Annotated in this window: 16 protein-coding genes and 1 riboswitch; of the genes, 10 read left to right on the top strand and 6 right to left on the bottom strand. The window is 74.3% G+C overall.

Features of this window, described 5'->3' with window-relative positions; genetic code table 11:
* Positions 1–243: 243 nt before the first annotated feature.
* The 3 genes from ACZ3YO_RS03660 to ACZ3YO_RS03650 form a co-directional block, all read right to left on the bottom strand.
* A complete protein-coding gene (locus tag ACZ3YO_RS03660) occupies positions 244–1428 on the bottom strand; it encodes a thiolase family protein (protein WP_465564357.1) in 1185 nt (394 codons plus the stop codon).
* 217 nt (positions 1429–1645) lie between these two features.
* Entirely contained in the window at positions 1646–2770 is a 1125-nt protein-coding gene (locus tag ACZ3YO_RS03655) for a serine hydrolase domain-containing protein (RefSeq protein WP_465564354.1), read from the bottom strand.
* Between the two features lie 164 nt (positions 2771–2934).
* Entirely contained in the window at positions 2935–4038 is a 1104-nt protein-coding gene (locus tag ACZ3YO_RS03650) for a glycoside hydrolase family 19 protein (protein ID WP_465564351.1), read from the bottom strand.
* A 377-nt stretch (positions 4039–4415) separates the two neighbouring features.
* On the opposite strand from ACZ3YO_RS03650, the gene ACZ3YO_RS03645 reads away from it, so the two are divergent.
* Both ACZ3YO_RS03645 and ACZ3YO_RS03640 read left to right on the top strand, forming a co-directional pair.
* On the top strand, positions 4416–5207 hold the full coding sequence (locus ACZ3YO_RS03645) for a GntR family transcriptional regulator (protein ID WP_465565203.1): 792 nt from the start codon (positions 4416–4418) through the stop codon (positions 5205–5207).
* A gap of 359 nt (positions 5208–5566) precedes the next feature.
* Entirely contained in the window at positions 5567–5818 is a 252-nt protein-coding gene (locus ACZ3YO_RS03640; RefSeq protein ID WP_465564349.1) for a hypothetical protein, read from the top strand.
* Between the two features lie 19 nt (positions 5819–5837).
* Here the strand turns inward: ACZ3YO_RS03640 and ACZ3YO_RS03635 are convergent, their stop codons facing one another.
* Positions 5838–6254, bottom strand: a complete 417-nt coding sequence (locus tag ACZ3YO_RS03635; protein WP_465543740.1) for an HIT family protein — start codon at positions 6252–6254, stop codon at positions 5838–5840.
* Between the two features lie 156 nt (positions 6255–6410).
* Between ACZ3YO_RS03635 and ACZ3YO_RS03630 the strand changes: the two genes are divergently transcribed.
* Entirely contained in the window at positions 6411–6605 is a 195-nt protein-coding gene (locus ACZ3YO_RS03630; RefSeq protein WP_465564344.1) for a YegP family protein, read from the top strand.
* Positions 6606–6828: 223 nt separating this feature from the next.
* On the opposite strand, the gene ACZ3YO_RS03625 is transcribed toward ACZ3YO_RS03630, so the two are convergent.
* Positions 6829–7542, bottom strand: coding sequence for an MSMEG_1061 family FMN-dependent PPOX-type flavoprotein (locus ACZ3YO_RS03625; RefSeq protein WP_465564342.1), 714 nt, complete (start codon positions 7540–7542; stop codon positions 6829–6831).
* A 244-nt stretch (positions 7543–7786) separates the two neighbouring features.
* Here ACZ3YO_RS03625 and ACZ3YO_RS03620 point away from each other — a divergent pair, with 244 nt between their 5' ends.
* Positions 7787–8101 (top strand): antibiotic biosynthesis monooxygenase family protein, encoded by a 315-nt coding sequence (locus ACZ3YO_RS03620; RefSeq protein WP_396323896.1) that lies wholly within the window; start codon positions 7787–7789, stop codon positions 8099–8101.
* Positions 8102–8188: 87 nt separating this feature from the next.
* Here ACZ3YO_RS03620 and ACZ3YO_RS03615 read toward each other — a convergent pair whose 3' ends face one another.
* Positions 8189–8437, bottom strand: a complete 249-nt coding sequence (locus ACZ3YO_RS03615) for an SCO4226 family nickel-binding protein (protein ID WP_465564338.1) — start codon at positions 8435–8437, stop codon at positions 8189–8191.
* 166 nt (positions 8438–8603) lie between these two features.
* Here ACZ3YO_RS03615 and ACZ3YO_RS03610 point away from each other — a divergent pair, with 166 nt between their 5' ends.
* The 6 genes from ACZ3YO_RS03610 (at position 8604) to ACZ3YO_RS03585 (ending at position 16050) form a co-directional block, all read left to right on the top strand.
* A complete protein-coding gene (locus ACZ3YO_RS03610) occupies positions 8604–11858 on the top strand; it encodes an AAA family ATPase (protein ID WP_465564336.1) in 3255 nt (1084 codons plus the stop codon).
* Between the two features lie 151 nt (positions 11859–12009).
* A complete protein-coding gene (locus ACZ3YO_RS03605) occupies positions 12010–12498 on the top strand; it encodes a cupin domain-containing protein (protein WP_465564333.1) in 489 nt (162 codons plus the stop codon).
* Positions 12499–12514: 16 nt separating this feature from the next.
* The gene (locus tag ACZ3YO_RS03600) at positions 12515–12946 is read left to right on the top strand and encodes a hypothetical protein (RefSeq protein WP_465564330.1); all 432 of its coding nucleotides are present in this window, start codon (positions 12515–12517) and stop codon (positions 12944–12946) included.
* Between the two features lie 201 nt (positions 12947–13147).
* A riboswitch (FMN riboswitch) is annotated at positions 13148–13275 on the top strand.
* A gap of 188 nt (positions 13276–13463) precedes the next feature.
* Positions 13464–14138, top strand: a complete 675-nt coding sequence (locus ACZ3YO_RS03595) for a riboflavin synthase (protein ID WP_465564328.1) — start codon at positions 13464–13466, stop codon at positions 14136–14138.
* Positions 14135–14782: a nicotinamide mononucleotide transporter family protein gene (locus ACZ3YO_RS03590; RefSeq protein ID WP_396323904.1), complete on the top strand. Its 648-nt coding sequence runs from the start codon at positions 14135–14137 to the stop codon at positions 14780–14782. Before ACZ3YO_RS03595 ends, ACZ3YO_RS03590 begins: the two co-directional genes overlap by 4 nt.
* Complete coding sequence (locus ACZ3YO_RS03585; protein WP_465564325.1) at positions 14779–16050, top strand: bifunctional 3,4-dihydroxy-2-butanone-4-phosphate synthase/GTP cyclohydrolase II; 1272 nt, start codon at positions 14779–14781, stop codon at positions 16048–16050. Before ACZ3YO_RS03590 ends, ACZ3YO_RS03585 begins: the two co-directional genes overlap by 4 nt.
* Positions 16051–16069 lie beyond the last annotated feature (19 nt).

Raw genomic sequence — 16069 nt, 5'->3', positions numbered from 1 at the left:
CCTGCCATCTTCCCACGCAGCCCCACGGCCCCGCTCGTTCCACGGGACGAGACGGAGCGGAACGGGACGATACGGAAGCGGACGGTACGGAAGCGGACGGTGGGGTGCCCGACGGTACGCAGTCTCACGTGCACCGGCCCGCCCCCACCGCGTGCTCGCACCGGTCGGGGCGGCGGCGCGGGCGCGCAGACGCGGTGGGAGCGGGCCGGGGGTGGCCTCCCGGGTGCGACCGGTCGGCCGGTGTCAGTCCAGCGCCTCCAGGATGGTGGCGTTGGCCAGGCCGCCCGCCTCGCACATGGTCTGCAGTGCGAACCGCGCCCCGCGCTCGCGCATCGCGTGCACCAGGGTGGTCATCAGCCGGGTGCCGCTGGCGCCGAGCGGGTGGCCGAGCGCGATCGCGCCGCCGTTGACGTTCACCTTCGCCGGGTCGGCGCCGGTCTCCTGGAGCCAGGCCAGCACGACGCTGGCGAACGCCTCGTTCACCTCGAACAGGTCGATGTCCGCCAGCGACAGGCCGGCCCGGCCGAGCACCTTCTCGGTGGCGGGTATGACGCCGGTGAGCATCAGCAACGGGTCCGAACCGGTCACCGCGAAGGAGTGCAGCCGGGCCAGCGGGCGCAGGCCGAGCCGCGCCGCCGTCTCGCTGCTGGTGATCAGGACGGCCGAGGCGCCGTCGTTGATCGGGCTGCTGTTGCCGGCCGTCACCGACCAGTCGATCTGCGGGTACCGCTCGGCGAAGCCGGGGTCGGCGAAGGACGGGCGGAGGCCGGCCAGGATCGCCGGCGTGGTGCTGGGGCGGACCGACTCGTCCATGGCGACGAGTCCGGCGGGGGTGGTCACCGGTGCCAGCTCCGCCTCGAACAGGCCGGTGGCGTGGGCGTGCGCGGCCTTGGCGTGCGAACCGGCGGCGAACGCGTCCATCGCCTCGCGGGAGACGGACCACTTGGCGGCGATCAGCTCCGCGCTGACGCCCTGCGGGATCAGCCCGCCGGGGTAGCGGGCGGCGATCGCGGCGCTGAACGGGTCCGCTCCCGGCGGCACGTTGGACCACATCGGCACGCGGCTCATCGACTCGATCCCGCACGCCACCACCATGTCGTACGCGCCCGCGATCACGCCCTGTGCGGCGAAGTGGACGGCCTGCTGGGAGGAGCCGCACTGCCGGTCGACCGTGGTCGCCGGGACGGAGTCCGGCAGGCCGGCGGCCAGCCAGGCGTACCGAGTGGTGTTCATGGCCTGCTCGCCGACCTGGTCGACGCAGCCGCCGATCACGTCGTCGACCAGCGCCGGGTCGACGCCGCTGCGGCCGATCAGGGTCTGGAGGGTGTGCGCGAGCAGCTCGACCGGGTGGACGGACGAGAGGGTGCCTCCGGGCTTGCCTTTGCCGATGGGGGTACGAACGGCTTCGACGATCACGGCGTCACGCATGGCGGCTGCCTTCCTCTGAGGGGTGGTTGGAAAAGCAAACTCACTATAGAGCTGGTGAGTTTGGAATTCCAACGCTATGAAGTTGTGGTCCGGGCCACTCGGGTGCGGTCATTCGCTGCCTGCTGCCGCCCTGGCGCGCGCCCCCGGGGCGGCGCGAGTCACCCCCCGCCCCCGTCTGTACCCCTGCGGCGTGCGCTGCGCCCCGTCCGGCCCGCGCCTACGCCCGGCCCCGCGCCTGCGCCCCGCCACCGCGCGTCGCGTGGCCGTTCTGCAGGCTGCGCAGTAGGGACACCCCGGCCGGGTCGACCGAACGGCGGGTGTTGGCCAGGGTTATGACGCCGACCTGCTTCTCGGGGTCGAAGGCGACGAAGGAGCGGAAGCCGCCCGTCTCGCCGTTGTGCCAGATCTGGAGGTGGCCGCCCTGCCTGGGGTGGAGCCGGTGCGCGAGCCAGCCGAGGTGCATCCAGGCGAAGGGGTTGACGTGGTGCTTGACCTCCCGGGTGAGCGCGATGGCGGGTGCCAGCGATGAGGCCTCGGGTGCCGCGGCGAGGGTGGTGGCGGAAGGGGCGGCGGAGGCCAGCTGGGCCCGCAGGAGCGTCGCGAGGTCGGCGGCGGTCGAGCGGAGTCCGCCGGCGCCCGCGAGGTCGGCCAGGTGCCAGCCGGGGACGGGGCGCCGGCCCGGCGTGTGACCGTGGGCGAGGCGGCCGGTGCGCTCCTCGTCGACGGTGATCACCGTGTCGGCGAGCCCGAGCGGCTCGCAGATCTCCCGGGTGACCAGCTCCTCGTAGCCGGTGCCGGCCCGGTGGGCGAGGGCTAGGCCGAGCAGGCCTGCGCCGAGGTTGGAGTAGCGGAAGCTCCGGCCGGGCACCGCGTGCAGTCTGGTGCGGGCGAGCCCGGCCAGCAGGGTGTCGGTGGTGCAATGGCGGTACGGGTCCGGTTTGTTGGGGGTGACGAGGGCCCGCAGCAGCATCCCCGCGGGGAGTCGCGGCAGCCCGGAGCTGTGGGTGGCCAGGTCTTGCAGGGTGATCGGGGTGCTGCCCTTGGTGGGCACGGTGACGCCGGGCGGCAGCGCGTCCGCCAGGACGTGGGCCAGTGGTTCGTCGAGCGCGGCCGAGCCCGCGAGCACCAGCCGGGCCAGGGCGAGCGAGGTGAACACCTTGGTGACCGAGCCGATTTCGAACAGTGTCTGTGCCCCGGGCACGCTGCCGCCCGGGCCGGCGGAGGTGCTTCCGGCGCCGCGGATCTCCACCGCGCCGCCGGCCAGGCCGGCCACCACGGCGCCGACCTGCTGGCCGGCGAGCCGGTCGGCGGTCTGCTGGACAAGGCTGCCAAGGTCGTTCATGGCTGCGAGCCTAGGCCGCCACCATCCACCCGTCGTCCGCCGTGACGATGATTCCGCACCCCCGCCGGTCCTCCACCCGAGGTACGCCCCCGCTACTCCCCGTGAGGTATCGGGGCGAAGCAGGGGCGTACCGGCGCATGACAGGGCTGAGAGCTGTCGAAGCGTCAGCAGCCCAGGTTCGAACCGGGGACGGTACCGAGGATCCGGGTGAAGTCCTGGTAGGCGTTGATCCGGCTCTGCACCTGCGCGGGGTTGCCGCCGTTGCACTCCAGGGAGCCGTTGATGCTGCGGATGGTCTCGCCGAAGCCGTACCCGTTGACCATGGCGTTGTGCGGGGTCATGGTGCCGGGGCCGGTCTGGGTGTTCCAGTACCAGAGCGCGGTCTTCCAGGCCACGGCCGGGTCGGTCTGTACCAGGCCGGGGTTGTGCAGCAGGTCGATGCCGAGGGCGTCGCCGGCCGCCTTGTAGTTGAAGTTCCAGCTCAGCTGGATCGGACCGCGCCCGTAGTACGCGGCCTGTCCGGCCGGGCACCCGTACGGCTGCGAGGTGTCGCAGTAGTGCGGGTAGTTGGCGGTGTTCTGCTCGACCACGTAGACCAGGCCGCCGGTCTCGTGATTCACGTTGGCGAGGAAGGCGGCGGCCTCCTGCTTGCGGACGGTGTCGCTGCCGGTGTTGGCGAAGCCGGGGTAGGCGCCGAGTGCGTCGAGCAGGCCCTGGTAGGTGTAGAAGGAGTTCCGGTTCGGGAACATCTGGTCGAACTGCGCCTGGCTGACCGGGAATCCGCCGGGGTTCGGGGTCGTGGTCGGAGTGCCGGTGGGCGTCGGCGTCGGACCGCAGCTGTACGGCTCCCAGTACCAGGTGCTGATCACCGGGTCGTACCCCGGGTTGTCGTGGGTGGCCCGGTAGAGCCCGCCGTTGGTGTAGCGGACGATGCTCCCGGTGGTGTACGTGCGCCCGGCGGCCCAGTCCGGGTAGGCGCAGCTTCCCGAGGTCGGGGTGGGCGTCGGGTCGGTCGGGCCGCCGCCACAGGCGCCCTGGTCGGCCCAGACGCCGGTGCCGGCGGTGCTGGGGGTCTCGTTCTGGGTCCACCACTTGGCGGACCAGTTGTGGCCGTTGTAGGAGACGGCGGCGCCGCCCGTGTAGGCGGTGGCCGCGTTCCAGGGGGCGGCGCAGGCGGCGGCGCTGGCGCTGGCGGCGGGCAGCAGTAGCGCGAGCGAGAGTGCCGTGACTATGGCGGAGAGCAGTGCGAGCAGGCGTTTCGTTGACACGTGATCACCCCTTGTGCGGTGGGGGCCGCACATCGGTGGGACAGGGACGGTGGTGCCGGGGCCTCGGTGCCCCGCGCGGGGGCGCGTCGTGGGGGGACGGGCCGACCGGGGTGCGGGCCGGGTGCGGGGCTGACCGAGACTCAAGCGGAATGGTCTATACCTGTCAAGGGGTTGGCCGCGGATTGGGCCGGGATCGGCCCGCGCGATGTCCGGGATCGGCCCCCGGTGGATCCCTCCGCGGGCCCCATGGACCCCCGCCGGGCCTCCCGGGCGACCCCCGGGAAACCCCCACGGCGCCCCTGGGGCGACCCCGGCGCACCCCTGGTCCGAACGCGGCGCATCCGTCGGTTCGGCCTCGATCGGACGCCCGCCCGAGTCTGCGAGGATGGCCGGATGGACGAGAACCCCGGGCCCGCGACCCCCTGCCCGGCCTCGGCGCGCCGATCCGTGCGGGTATCCCCGAGCACGGCCGGGTGCCCAAGTACTACGCCGTCAAGGGCCAGTTGGAGGCGCTGCTCGACGAGCTCGGCGAGGACGGCGTGCTGCCGACCGAGCGCGACCTCGCCGCCCGCTTCGAGGTGGCCCGCGAGACGCTGCGGCAGGCGCTGCGTGACCTGCTGATCCAGGGGCGGGTCCGGCGGCGCGGCCGCAGCACCGTGGTGGCCGGTCCCAAGCTGGAGCAGCCGCTGTCGCTGGCCAGCTACACCGAGGGCGTCCGCCGCCAGGGGCGGGTGCCGGGCCGCAGCCTGATCGGGCTGGAGCGGTTCGCCGCCGATCCGCTGCTGGCCGGGCAGTTGGGCATCGGGGTGGGGGAGCAGGTCTGGCATCTGGAGCGGGTGCTGCTCGCGGACGGCGAGCGGGTCGGTCTGGAGAGCACCTATCTGGCGGTGGCGCGGGTCCCGGAGCTGGACCGGGAGTTCGACCCCGGCTCGTCGTTCTACGTCTACCTGAAGGAGAAGGCGGGCATCGAGTTCGGCGCGGCCGACGAGCGGATCGAGACGGTGCTCGCCTCGCCGCGCGAGGCACTGCTGATCGGGACGCCACCCGCCCTGCCGATGCTGCTGCTGCACCGGCTCACCAGGGACGCGGCCGGCGCGCCGCTGGAGCGGGTGCGATCGCTGTACCGCGGAGACCGGTTCAGCTTCACCACCCGCCTAGAAGCCGACTGACCACCGGCGCGCCCGCCGACCCCGGACGCGGACGACCCCGGAGACGACCCCGGGCCTGGGGTCGCCCCGGACGCGGCCGACCCCAGGGCGATCCCCAGGCCCTCCCGGGCTCGGCGGCCCGGGCTCTGACGGCGCCTCCCGCGCCGCCCACGTGATCACTGAACGATAACGGGTCTGGACCGAATTCCGGCGCTGTTCACGACCGGGACGAAACCCCGGCAACCCGGACCCAGCGTGACCAGTACCGCGAGCTGAACGTCCGCTCCCGCAACGTCTTCGCCGTCGCCGACTCCGACGAGTGGGCCGACAAGACGTTCAAGGGCGGCTACGACTCCACCCTCGTCAGCCCGGAGTACCCGGTGGCCGGGCTGAGCAGCGTCCCGGTTTCGTTCACGACCTACTACCAGCAGGAGGGCAGCCAGACCGCCCAGGTGCTGGCGGTCTGGGACGGCGGGACGCCGGTCGTCGTCAAGAGCTACAGCGCGGAGACCAACGGCCGGCAGACGCTGGCCCTGGCCGTCCCGGCCGGTGCGAGCCGGCTGCGGCTGCGGTTCCGGTACACCGGCAGCAACAACTGGTACTGGGTGCTCGACAACGTCCGGGTGGGCTGAGCCGCCCGGCCGGCGAACGTCAGGACGGGGCGAGCGCGGCGCGCAGCCGCTCGGCGACCTCCGCCGCGCCCGCCTCGTCCGGGTACTTCCCGCGCGGCCAGAAGAAGCCGCGCAGCCCGTCCTTCGGATTGCGCGGCACCACGTGGACGTGCAGGTGCGGCACCGACTGGCTGATCCGGTTGTTCGCCGCGACGAAGCTGCCCGCCGCCCCGAGCCCGCGCTCCACGGCGGCCGCCACCCGTTGCACCTGCAGGAAGAACGGGCCCACCTCCGCCGTCGGCAGGTCTGCCAGCGTGCGGTGGTGGGCGCGCGGAACGACCAGCACATGGCCGGGGAAGAGCGGCCGCCGGTCCAGGAAGGCCACCGCCGCCTCGTCGTCCAGCACCCGGTGCGCGGGCTCCTCGCCCGCCACCACCGCACAGAAGACGCAGTCCATCCGTCCATTCAAGCGACCACCCGCCGCCCCGGCACGCCCGCGAACCCCCCACGGCGGGGCTTCACCCGTCCGGCCGCCGATCAGGTGCGGCGGGCCCCCGGGCGGTCGCACGGTGCAGGAGGGCGCGCCGCGCGCCCCGCTGAGGAGGTGGCCCGGATGACGGGCAAGTTCGAGGTCTACGAGGACGCCGGCGGCAAGTATCGCTTCCGGCTCAAGGCGGGCAACGGCGAGATCGTCGCGACCGGCCAGGGCTACGCGAGCAAGGAGGCCGCGCACAAGGGCGTCGAGGCCGTCCAGCGGGCGGCCGTGGGCGCGAACGTGGTGGACGTTCCCAAGGCCGCGGCTGCCTGACGCCGGCCGCCCACGGGCGGAGGCCGCCCACCGCGCGGGCCGGTGCGGGGGGCGGGGGAAGTAGGAGCGAGGAGACCGGCCCCGGCCGAGCACCCGGGACGGTCTTCTCGCACGTCTGCGCGCCTGGACGTCGGCGCGCCCTTACGTCTGGGCTCTGCGAGTCTGCGGCTCCGCGCCTCTGCGCGCCTCCGCTCGACCGCTCCGCCGTGCGCCGACCGCCCGGCTACTCGTAGCGGTACAGCAGCGCCTCCCGCTCGTTCTGCTCGATCATCTCGATCGTCAGCGAGGGGTCCCGCAGGTGGGAGAGGGTGACCGCCGCCGAGGTGGGCTGCGCGTCCTTGGCGAGCCAGTTCTCCGGCTTCCACGCCGAACCGCGCAGGAGCGCCTTCGGGCAGTGCGCGTAGACCTCCTCGACCGCCACCACGATCGCACTGCGCGGCGGCTTGCCGACCGCCGTCAGCTGTTCCAGCAGCCGCGGATCGGTGGAGACGCAGGCCCGCCCGTTGACCCGCAGCGTGGTGTCCCGGCCGGGCACCACGAAGATCAGCCCGACCTGCCCGGTCTCGATGACGTTGTGCAGGGTGTCCAGCCGCTTGTTGCCGGTGGCGTCCGGAATCGCCAGCGTGTGCTCGTCCAGGACGGAGACCAGCCCGGCCGGCCCGCCGCGCGGAGACACGTCGCACCGCCCGGCCGCGTCCGCGCTGGCCACGAAGACCAGTGACGAGCAGGCGATCAGCTGCCGGGCCACCTCGTGGATCCGGTCCACCTGCTTGCGCCGCGCATGGTCGCTCGGCTGCTCGTAGATCTCCCGCAGGTCCGCCGCGTCCTTCACGGCATCCGCGCGGAGCGCCTCGAACAGGCTCCCCTGCGCGCCCTGCGGGGCGGGCCCGCCCGGCCCGGTGGTTGACGGAACGACAGTCTCCGGTGTGCTGGTCATACCGGAAATCTAGCGGAGCCCCCTCGACCGTTCGGAAGCTCGGTCCGGAAGCCCTGTCCGGAAGCCCCGTCCGCCCCGTCCGGGGGCTGATCGGGACTGGTCGGGCACCCTGCGCGCGGGTGCTGCGAGAGCACCGACCGGGCGCCGTAAAAGGGGCAGGTGCCGGAACGGCGCCGCGGCGGATAATTGTGGTGTTTCCATCGGCCCGCAGCCTGGTGCGGAGTGCCTCAGGGAGGTGGTGGCCGTGATCGTGAGGATCTGGGCCGGGCAGGTCATGGCCGGGCACATCGAAGAGTTCTGCGCCCTGCTGACATCACAGGTGATCCCGCAGCTCGGGCAGACGGACGGCTGCCTGGGCGGCGAGCTGCTGCGGTCGGTGACCGAGGACGGCCACCGGGTGCTGGTGGTGAGCCGGTGGCGCGACGAGGAGGCCCTGCGCGGGTACGCGGGGCCGATGTGGCGGATCCGGCCGGTCTGGTCGGAGGGCGAGCTGCGCTACCTGGTGCACCCGCCCGAGGTCACCCACTTCACGCCGATCCCGGCCGTCCGGCCGGTCTGACGCGCGCCCATGCGGACCGGCGGACCGTCCGACCCGGACCGCCGGACCGTCAGGGTGCCGACCGGACGAGGCGCGGGCCGTCGGCGTTCAGACCATCAGCGGCACCGGGTGGATCTCGTCCGCCGGGTGCCCGCTGCGCTCGTGGACGCGCTGCACGGCCTCCTTGGACGGCGCCTCGGAGAGGCAGTAGACGGTGCCCGACTCCGGGTCGGCCCACGCCTGCTCGAAGTGCACGCCCTCGTCGCCCTCGATCGCCAGGTCGGCCCGGTGGGCCATCCGCAGCTGTTCCTCGGTGATACCCGCCATGCCGTGGTGGACGTCCATGAACTTGGCCATCGCTCTCGCACCTCCGGGAGTCCCCGGCCGGCCGTCGCCGGCCGCCTACCACCAGCGTGCGCCCGCCGCACCCGGGCCCGCCACCGGGCAAGGCGTCGGCCCGGCGGCCTACGCTCGGAACGGAGCCACCCCTGCACCTCCCCGGCCCCGGCGAGAGGACGGCCCGATGCCCGTGCTTCCCTTCGTCGGCCGCGCCGACCTGCTGGCCGAGCTGGCGGCGGCGGTCGCCGACGCGCGGGCCGGCCGGGGCGGTCTGACGGTGCTGACCGGCGCGGCCGGTGCGGGCAAGACCAGGGCGGCCGAGGAGGCGGTGCACCGGGCCGACGGGTGCCGGGTGCTCTGGCTCTGGTGCCCGCCGCAGTCCGGCGGCCGCGCGGGCTCCGGGGCGCTGGGCCCCTGGTCGCAGGCCGCGCGTGAGCTCGCCGCCGCCGACCCCGCCTGCGGGCGGCTGGTCGGGGCCTCGCCCGGGCTGCGCGCCCTGGTCTCCGGCGAGCCGGCCCCTTCCGTCGCGCCCGCCGGTGCGCCTGCCGCCGGTCCGCGCGCCGCCGACCCGGAGGCGGCCCGGCAGCGCCTCGGCGGCGACCTCGCCGAACTGCTCCGCACCGGCGCGGCCTCCCGCCCGCTGCTGCTCGTCCTCGACGACGTCCACGAGGCCGACGTCTCCTCCCTGCGCCTGCTGACCGAACTCGCCGCCGCGCTGCGCACCGCGCCCACCCTGCTGCTCGCCACCGCCCGCGACGACGGCGCCGCCTGGCACGGGCGCACCGCCGCCGGGGCCGCGCTCCTGCGAGCCGGCCGGACGCTTCCGGTCGGCCCGCTCACCGAGCCGGACGTCCGGGCGCTGCTCGCCGCCGCGTCCGGCGGACGCACCGAACCGGCGGCCGTCCAGGAGCTGCTGGACCGGACCGGCGGCGACGCCTTCTTCGTCACCGAACTGCTGCGCCACGGCGGCGCCGGACGGCCGGAGCCGCTGCCCGCCACCGTCCGCGCGGCGGTCGCGGCGCGACTGGACGGACTGCCGGACGAGTGTGCGCGGGTCCTCGGCGCGGCCTCGGTGCTCGGCACCCGCTTCGGCCTGGACGTGCTCGCCGAACTCGCCGCCGTACCACTCGGCGCGCTCAGGTCGCTGCTCGCCGCCGCGGCAGCGGAGGGCCTGCTGACGCTGGACGAGCCGGGTGTGGGCGGGTTCCGGCACGAGCTGATGCGGGAGGCCGTCCACGAGGCGCTCGGCCCGGCCGAACGCGCCGCCCTGCACGGCCGCGCGGGCGCGGTACTGGCCGCCCTCGCCGACCGCGGCCGCGACACCGGCCCGGCCGAGGCCGCCCGCCACCTTCTCCAGGCCGGGCCCGAACAGGCCAGTGCCGCAGCGGAGTTCGCCGGACGGGCAGCGGACCGGGCAGCCGGCCTGCTGGCCTTCGAGGACGCGGCCCAGTGGTACGAACGGGCCCTGACGGCGCTCGCGGAGGTGGCGGGCGCGGACGACTCCCGCCGAGCCGCGCTCCTGCTCGGCCTCGGCGCCGCGCGCCTCGGCGCCGGCCGGCGGGAGGAGAGCCGCGAGGCATTCCTCGCCGCCGCGGCTCCCGCCCGCCGCGCCGCCCGCCCGGACCTCCTGGCCCGCGCCGCCCTCGGCCTCGGCTCCGGCCCCGCGGGCTTCGAGGTGGACCTCCTCGACCGCCCGCAGATCGACCTTCTCGGCGAGGCCCGCACCCACCTCCTGGCTGCCTCGCCCGCCCCCGCGCCGCCCGCCCCCGCACCGCCCGGCGGCACGAGCGCATCCGACGACCCCCACCCCACCCCGTCCCCGCACGCCGCCCTGCTCGCCGCCGTGACCGCGCGGCTCTCCGTCGCCGACGCGCTGGTCGAGCCGGAGCGGGACCGGCTCGCGCTGGCCGAGGAGGCGGTCCGTGCGGCGCGGGGGAGTGGGGACGACGCCGTACTGGCGTACGCGCTCTCCGCGCTCTGCGACGCCCTCTCCGGGCCCGCGCACTGCGGCGAACGGCGGGCCTGGGCGGGGGAGATCGTGGACCTCGCGCGGGGGCTGCCGGAGCCGGACCGGGAGCTGGAGCTGCTCGGCCGGCGCCTGCGCCTGGTCGCCCTGCTGGAGCGCGGGGAGGCCGCCGAGGCGTACGCCGAGATCCAGGCGTACGAAGCGGGCGCCCGGGCGCTGGGCCGACCGCTCTACACGTGGTACGTGCCGCTCTGGCGGGGCATGCGAGCCCTGCTGGAGGGCCGGTACGCCGACTGCCGTGCCGCCCTCGCGGAGACGGCGGAGCTCGGCGGGCGGGCCGGGAGCGCCAATGCCGCCGTCCTCGGCGCGACGCAACGCTGGTGCCTCTGTGCGGAGTCGGGCGCGTCCGACGAGCTGGGCCGGCTGCTCGCCGGACCACCCCCGCTGGACGGCCTGCCGGGCGTCTGGCCCCGGGTGACCAGGGCGCTCATCGCCGCCCAGCTCGGCGACCGTGCCGATGCGGGGCGCCGACTCGCGGCCGTGGCACCGCTGTTGGCGTCCGCCCCGGTGGACAGCGAGTGGCTGCCGATGATGGCCCAGGCCGCGGAGGCGCTCGCGCTCGTCGGCGGGACGACCGCCGAGGCCGAACTGCAGCCGCTCGCCCGCGAGCTCTACGACGCCCTGTACCCCTGTCGCGACCTGCTCGCGGTCGAGGGCATCGCGGCCGCCGTCCGCGGCCCGGTGCACCGGCACCTCGGCCTGCTGGCCACCGCGCTCGGCGAACCCGCCACCGCCCGCGAGCACTTCACCCGGGCGCTGGCCACCGCCCGCGCGCTCGGCGCACCCCGCCTGGCCGACCGGATCGACCGGGAGGCGGGCACCCGCCGACCGCCCGCCGAGGACGGCCGGCTCTTCCTCCGCCAGGGCGAGTTCTGGCAGCTCCGGTACGCGGGGGAGGAGGTGCGGCTCCCCGACAGCAAGGGCCTGCACGACCTGGCCACTCTGCTCTCCCGCCCTGGCACGCCCGTCCCGGCCCTGGACCTGGCGACCCCCACGCCCGCCGCCGCGGCGGACGAGGTGGTGGAGGCCGCGCTCGGCCTCCACCACCCCACCGACACCGGCGAGTTGATCGACGCCACCGCGCGCGCCGCCTACCGCCGCCGACTGGGCGAACTGGACGAGGAGGCCGCCGAGGCCGACGCCGCGGGGGACGCCGAGCGCTCCGCCCGGATCGCCGTCGAACGGGACGCGCTCGTCGGCCAGCTCTCCGCGGCCTACGGACTGGGCGGGCGCGTGCGCCGCACCGGCTCGGCCGCCGAACGGGCCCGGACGGCCGTGACCGCCAGGATCCGCGCCGCCATCGACCGCGTCTCGCGCGCCCACCCCGCCCTCGGCCGCCACCTGGCCAACGCCGTCCGCACCGGCACACTCTGCGTGTACGAGCCGGAGCAGCCCGTCCACTGGCAGACGTGACGACGACCCGCCTCACATCGTGCGCCCGTTCCTCACGCCTCCTCCTCAGAGACGAACCGCCCACGGACGAACCGCCTCACAGACGAACCGCCCACGGACGAACCGCCCACGGACGAACCGCCCCGCGGGCGAACCACCCGAGGAGGACGCCATGCCCCGCATCTCCAAGGCCGAGGCCGAGCTCGCGCTGGACGAACCGGTCATCGAGGGCCGCTACGCCGAACTCGGCGGCTACACCGTCGGGTTCGAGACCCACAAGGCGGACGTGGACCCGGGCCCGCTCTTCGCCGGCCTCCCCCAGGACCGTTGCCAGAGCCCGCACTGGGGCGTCGTGGTGACCGGCAAAGTGGTGTTCCGCTATGCCGACCACGACGAGGTCTACCGCGCGGGCGACGCCTACTACGGCGCCCCCGGCCACCTCCCGCTGATCTTCGCCGGGACGGAGCTGATCGAGTTCAGCCCCACCGAGGCGCTGGAGCACACCATGGCCGTGGTCGGCCGCAACCTGGCCGCGACCAAAGCCGCCCCAGCCGCCCTGGCCGTCGCAGCCCCCAGTACCACCCCGGCTCCCAGTACCACCCCGGCTCCCAGCGCCGCCCCGCCCGCCGAAGCCGGCATCGCCGCCGGCGCCGAAGCCTGACCAGGAGGGCCGCACCATGACGACCACGGCAGCCGCACCCGCCACCACCACCGCCACCGCCGACCGCCTCGCGACCCTCCTGATCGCCTTCCTGGAGACCGGCACCCCGCCCGACGGTCTCTTCCGCCCCGACGTGTTCTGCGACCTCACCGTCCCGTCCTGGCGCCTGCAGTCCCGCGGCGTCGACGGCCTGGTCGCCCTTCGGCGGAACGGCCACCCTGCGCCCGGCAGCGTCCCGCGCCACCGAATGGACCGGACCGACGCCGGGTTCGTGCTGGAGGTCGAGGAGAGCTGGGAGCAGGACGGCGAGCGCCAGTACTGCCGCGAACTGCTGCGCGCCGACGTCCGGGACGGCGCGATCGAGCGCCTCTCCGTCTACTGCACGGGGGACTGGGACGCCGCGCAGCAGCGTCGCCACCACGCCGAGGTGACGCTGCTGGAGCCCTGACGGTGATGCTCCGCCGGAGCCTTGACGGTGATGCCGCCGGAGCCCTGGCGGATGACGGCGGCCCCGCGCCGGGCGGCCGGAATTCGTCGCCCGCGCGCCCGGCGCATTCCCGCGCCGTACGTGAAACAGACCACAGTGGAAGTCTCTCCCTCGCTTCGCGCGGATCATGGCACAATGACGTCAGTAGTAGCAGTGACGTTCAGCGCACTCCGGGGTCGGTGAAAATCCGAACCGGCGGTTACAGTCCGCGACCCGTCCGCAGCCAGCGGCCGGTTGACCAGGTGAAATTCCTGGACCGACGGTTAAAGTCCGGATGGGAGGCGTGCGCGGCGGACGAAGAGCAGTGCCCGTGGTCCCCCGGTGGACCTCGGGAAGGTGTGCGACGGGAGAGCTCTCTCCCGGCGGTTCTGCGGCACCCCGGCGACGGGTCGTGCCCCGGGGCTCGTGCACCCGTGCCCGTCCGTGTCCTCTCCCATGCCGCCCCGGAGTCCGCGCCCCAAGCGCGAGGAGAACCCGGGTGTTCACCGGCATCATCGAAGAGCTCGGCGAGGTCGTGTCGATCGAGGAGATCGGCGACTCCTCGCGAATCCGCCTGCGTGGCCCGGTGGTCTGTCAGGGCGCGCACCACGGCGACTCCATCGCGGTCAACGGCGTCTGCCTCACCGTCGTCGACAGCCCCGAGCAACTGGCTGCCGAGACAGGCGAGTTCAGTGCCGACGTGATGGCCGAGACGCTGCACCGCTCCAGTCTGGGCGAGTTGAAGCCCGGCTCGCGGGTCAACCTGGAGCGGGCCATGGCGCTCGGTGCCCGGCTCGGCGGCCACCTCGTACAGGGTCATGTCGACGCCACCGGCGCCCTGTTGGGCCGCGAGCCCGGCGAGCGAGACGCCGAGGGCAACCTCCGCTGGGAGGTGCTGCGCTTCTCGCTGCCCGACAGCATCTCCCGCTACCTGGTGGAGAAGGGCTCGATCACCGTGGACGGCGTCAGCCTCACCGTGGTCGAGGCGGCTCGGGACAGCTTCACCGTCAGCCTCATCCCCGCCACCCTCGCGCTGACCACACTGGGCGCCAAGACCGTCGGCGAGAGCGTCAACCTCGAGGTCGACGTACTCGCCAAGTACGTGGAGCGCCTGCTCGAATCGCGCACCCTTCCCCCCACCATCGCCGCCGAGACGACCGGAGAGTCCCAGTGAACTGGCTCAGTGGAGAAGCGTTCACCGTCTTCGGTGAGCACGTGAAGTGGGCCGACATGTTCGGCAACCTGCTCGGGCTGTCCGCCCTCGCGCTGGGCTGGCGCCGCTCGGTGTGGAGCTGGCCGGTCCAGCTGCTCTCCGGCCTCGTGCTGATCACGGCGTACCTGAACGGCCATGTGCCCGGCCTGATCGGCAAGCAGCTGATCGTCGTCGCCACGGCCGCCTGGGGCTGGACGCAGTGGCAGCGCGGCCGGCGCGGCACCGGTGGGATCGCCGTCCGGTTCGCGAGCTGGCCGGAGCGGGCCGCCCTGGTGGCCGGCACCGCGCTCGGCACGGGTGCTCTGGCCTGGCTGTTCCTGGCCAACCCCAGCCTGTCCTGGAGCCCTTGGTCGGACGCCTACATCTTCGTGGGCACGCTGGCGGCGATGGTCGCCCAGGCCCGCGGCTGGGTGGAGTTCTGGTTCGCCTGGATCGCCGTCGACGTCGTCGGCGTCCCGCTCGCCTTCAACAGCGGCTACTCCTTCTCCGGCCTCACCTACTCGATCTACTTCGTTCTGGTGCTGCTCGGCCTGCGCTCCTGGTGGCTGAGCACCCGTGAGCCCCGCACCTCGTCCGCCACCGTCCTCCAGGGAGCCTCCGCATGAGCACCGACCGCGCCACCGAAGACCTCGTGGGCGAAGACCTCGTGCTCGACCCGGTCGAGCGGGCCGTCGCCGACATCGCGCTCGGCCGCGCCGTGATCGTGGTCGACGACGAGGACCGCGAGAACGAGGGCGACATCGTCTTCGCCGCCTCCGCGGCCACCCCCGAGCTGATGGCCTTCACCATCCGTTACAGCTCCGGCGTGATCTGCGTGCCGATGACCGCCGACGAGCTGGACCGGCTCAAGCTGCCCCCGATGACCCAGGTCAACGAGGACCGCAAGGGCACCGCCTACGCCGTCTCGGTCGACGCCCGCGACGGGGTCGACACCGGCATCTCGGCCGCCGACCGCGCCCGTACCGTCCGGCTGCTCTCCTCGGCCGGCACCGAGCCGGCCGACCTGACCCGCCCCGGGCACGTCTTCCCGCTGCGGGCTGTCGAGGGCGGTGTGCTGGTCCGCCCCGGCCACACCGAGGCCGCCGTCGACCTGGCCCGCCTGGCCGGGCTGGCGCCGGCCGGTGCCATCGCCGAGGTGGTCAACGACGACGGCACCATGGCGCGGCTGCCCGAGCTGGTCGCCTTCGCCCGTGAGCACGGCCTGGCGATCATCTCGATCGAGGACCTGATCGCCTACCGCCGCCGCACCGAGCTGCACGTGGACCGGGCCGCCGTCACCGCGCTGCCCACCGCGTACGGGGAGTTCACCGCGGTCGGCTACCAGGGCAGCATCGACGGGATCGAGCACCTCGCCCTGGTCGCGGGCGGCCTGGACGCCGACGGCCGGCTGCCGGACGGCGAGGACGTGCTGGTGCGGGTCCACTCCGAGTGCCTGACCGGCGACGTGTTCGGCTCGCTGCGCTGCGACTGCGGGCCGCAGCTGGAGGCGTCGCTCCGGAAGGTCGCCGAGGCCGGCCGCGGCGTCGTCCTCTACCTGCGCGGTCACGAGGGCCGGGGCATCGGCCTGGCCCACAAGCTGCGCGCCTACGAGCTGCAGGAGCAGGGCCGCGACACCGTCGACGCCAACCTGGACCTCGGCCTGCCCGCCGACGCCCGCGACTACAGCATCGGCGCGCAGATGCTCGGGGATCTCGGGGTGCGCTCGCTCACCCTGCTGACCAACAACCCGGAGAAGCTCGCCGCGCTCACCGAGCACGGCCTCAAGGTCAAGGGCCGCGAGCCGGTCGAGACCCCGGCGGGTGAGCACAACCTGCGCTACCTGCGCACCAAGCGCGACCGGATGGGCCACGACCTGCCCGGCCTCGGCTCCTGAACCCGAACCACCTCCCGAC

This window comes from Kitasatospora sp. NPDC022785, from assembly GCF_055561295.1.
This window is presented reverse-complemented; position numbering and strand designations above follow the sequence as displayed.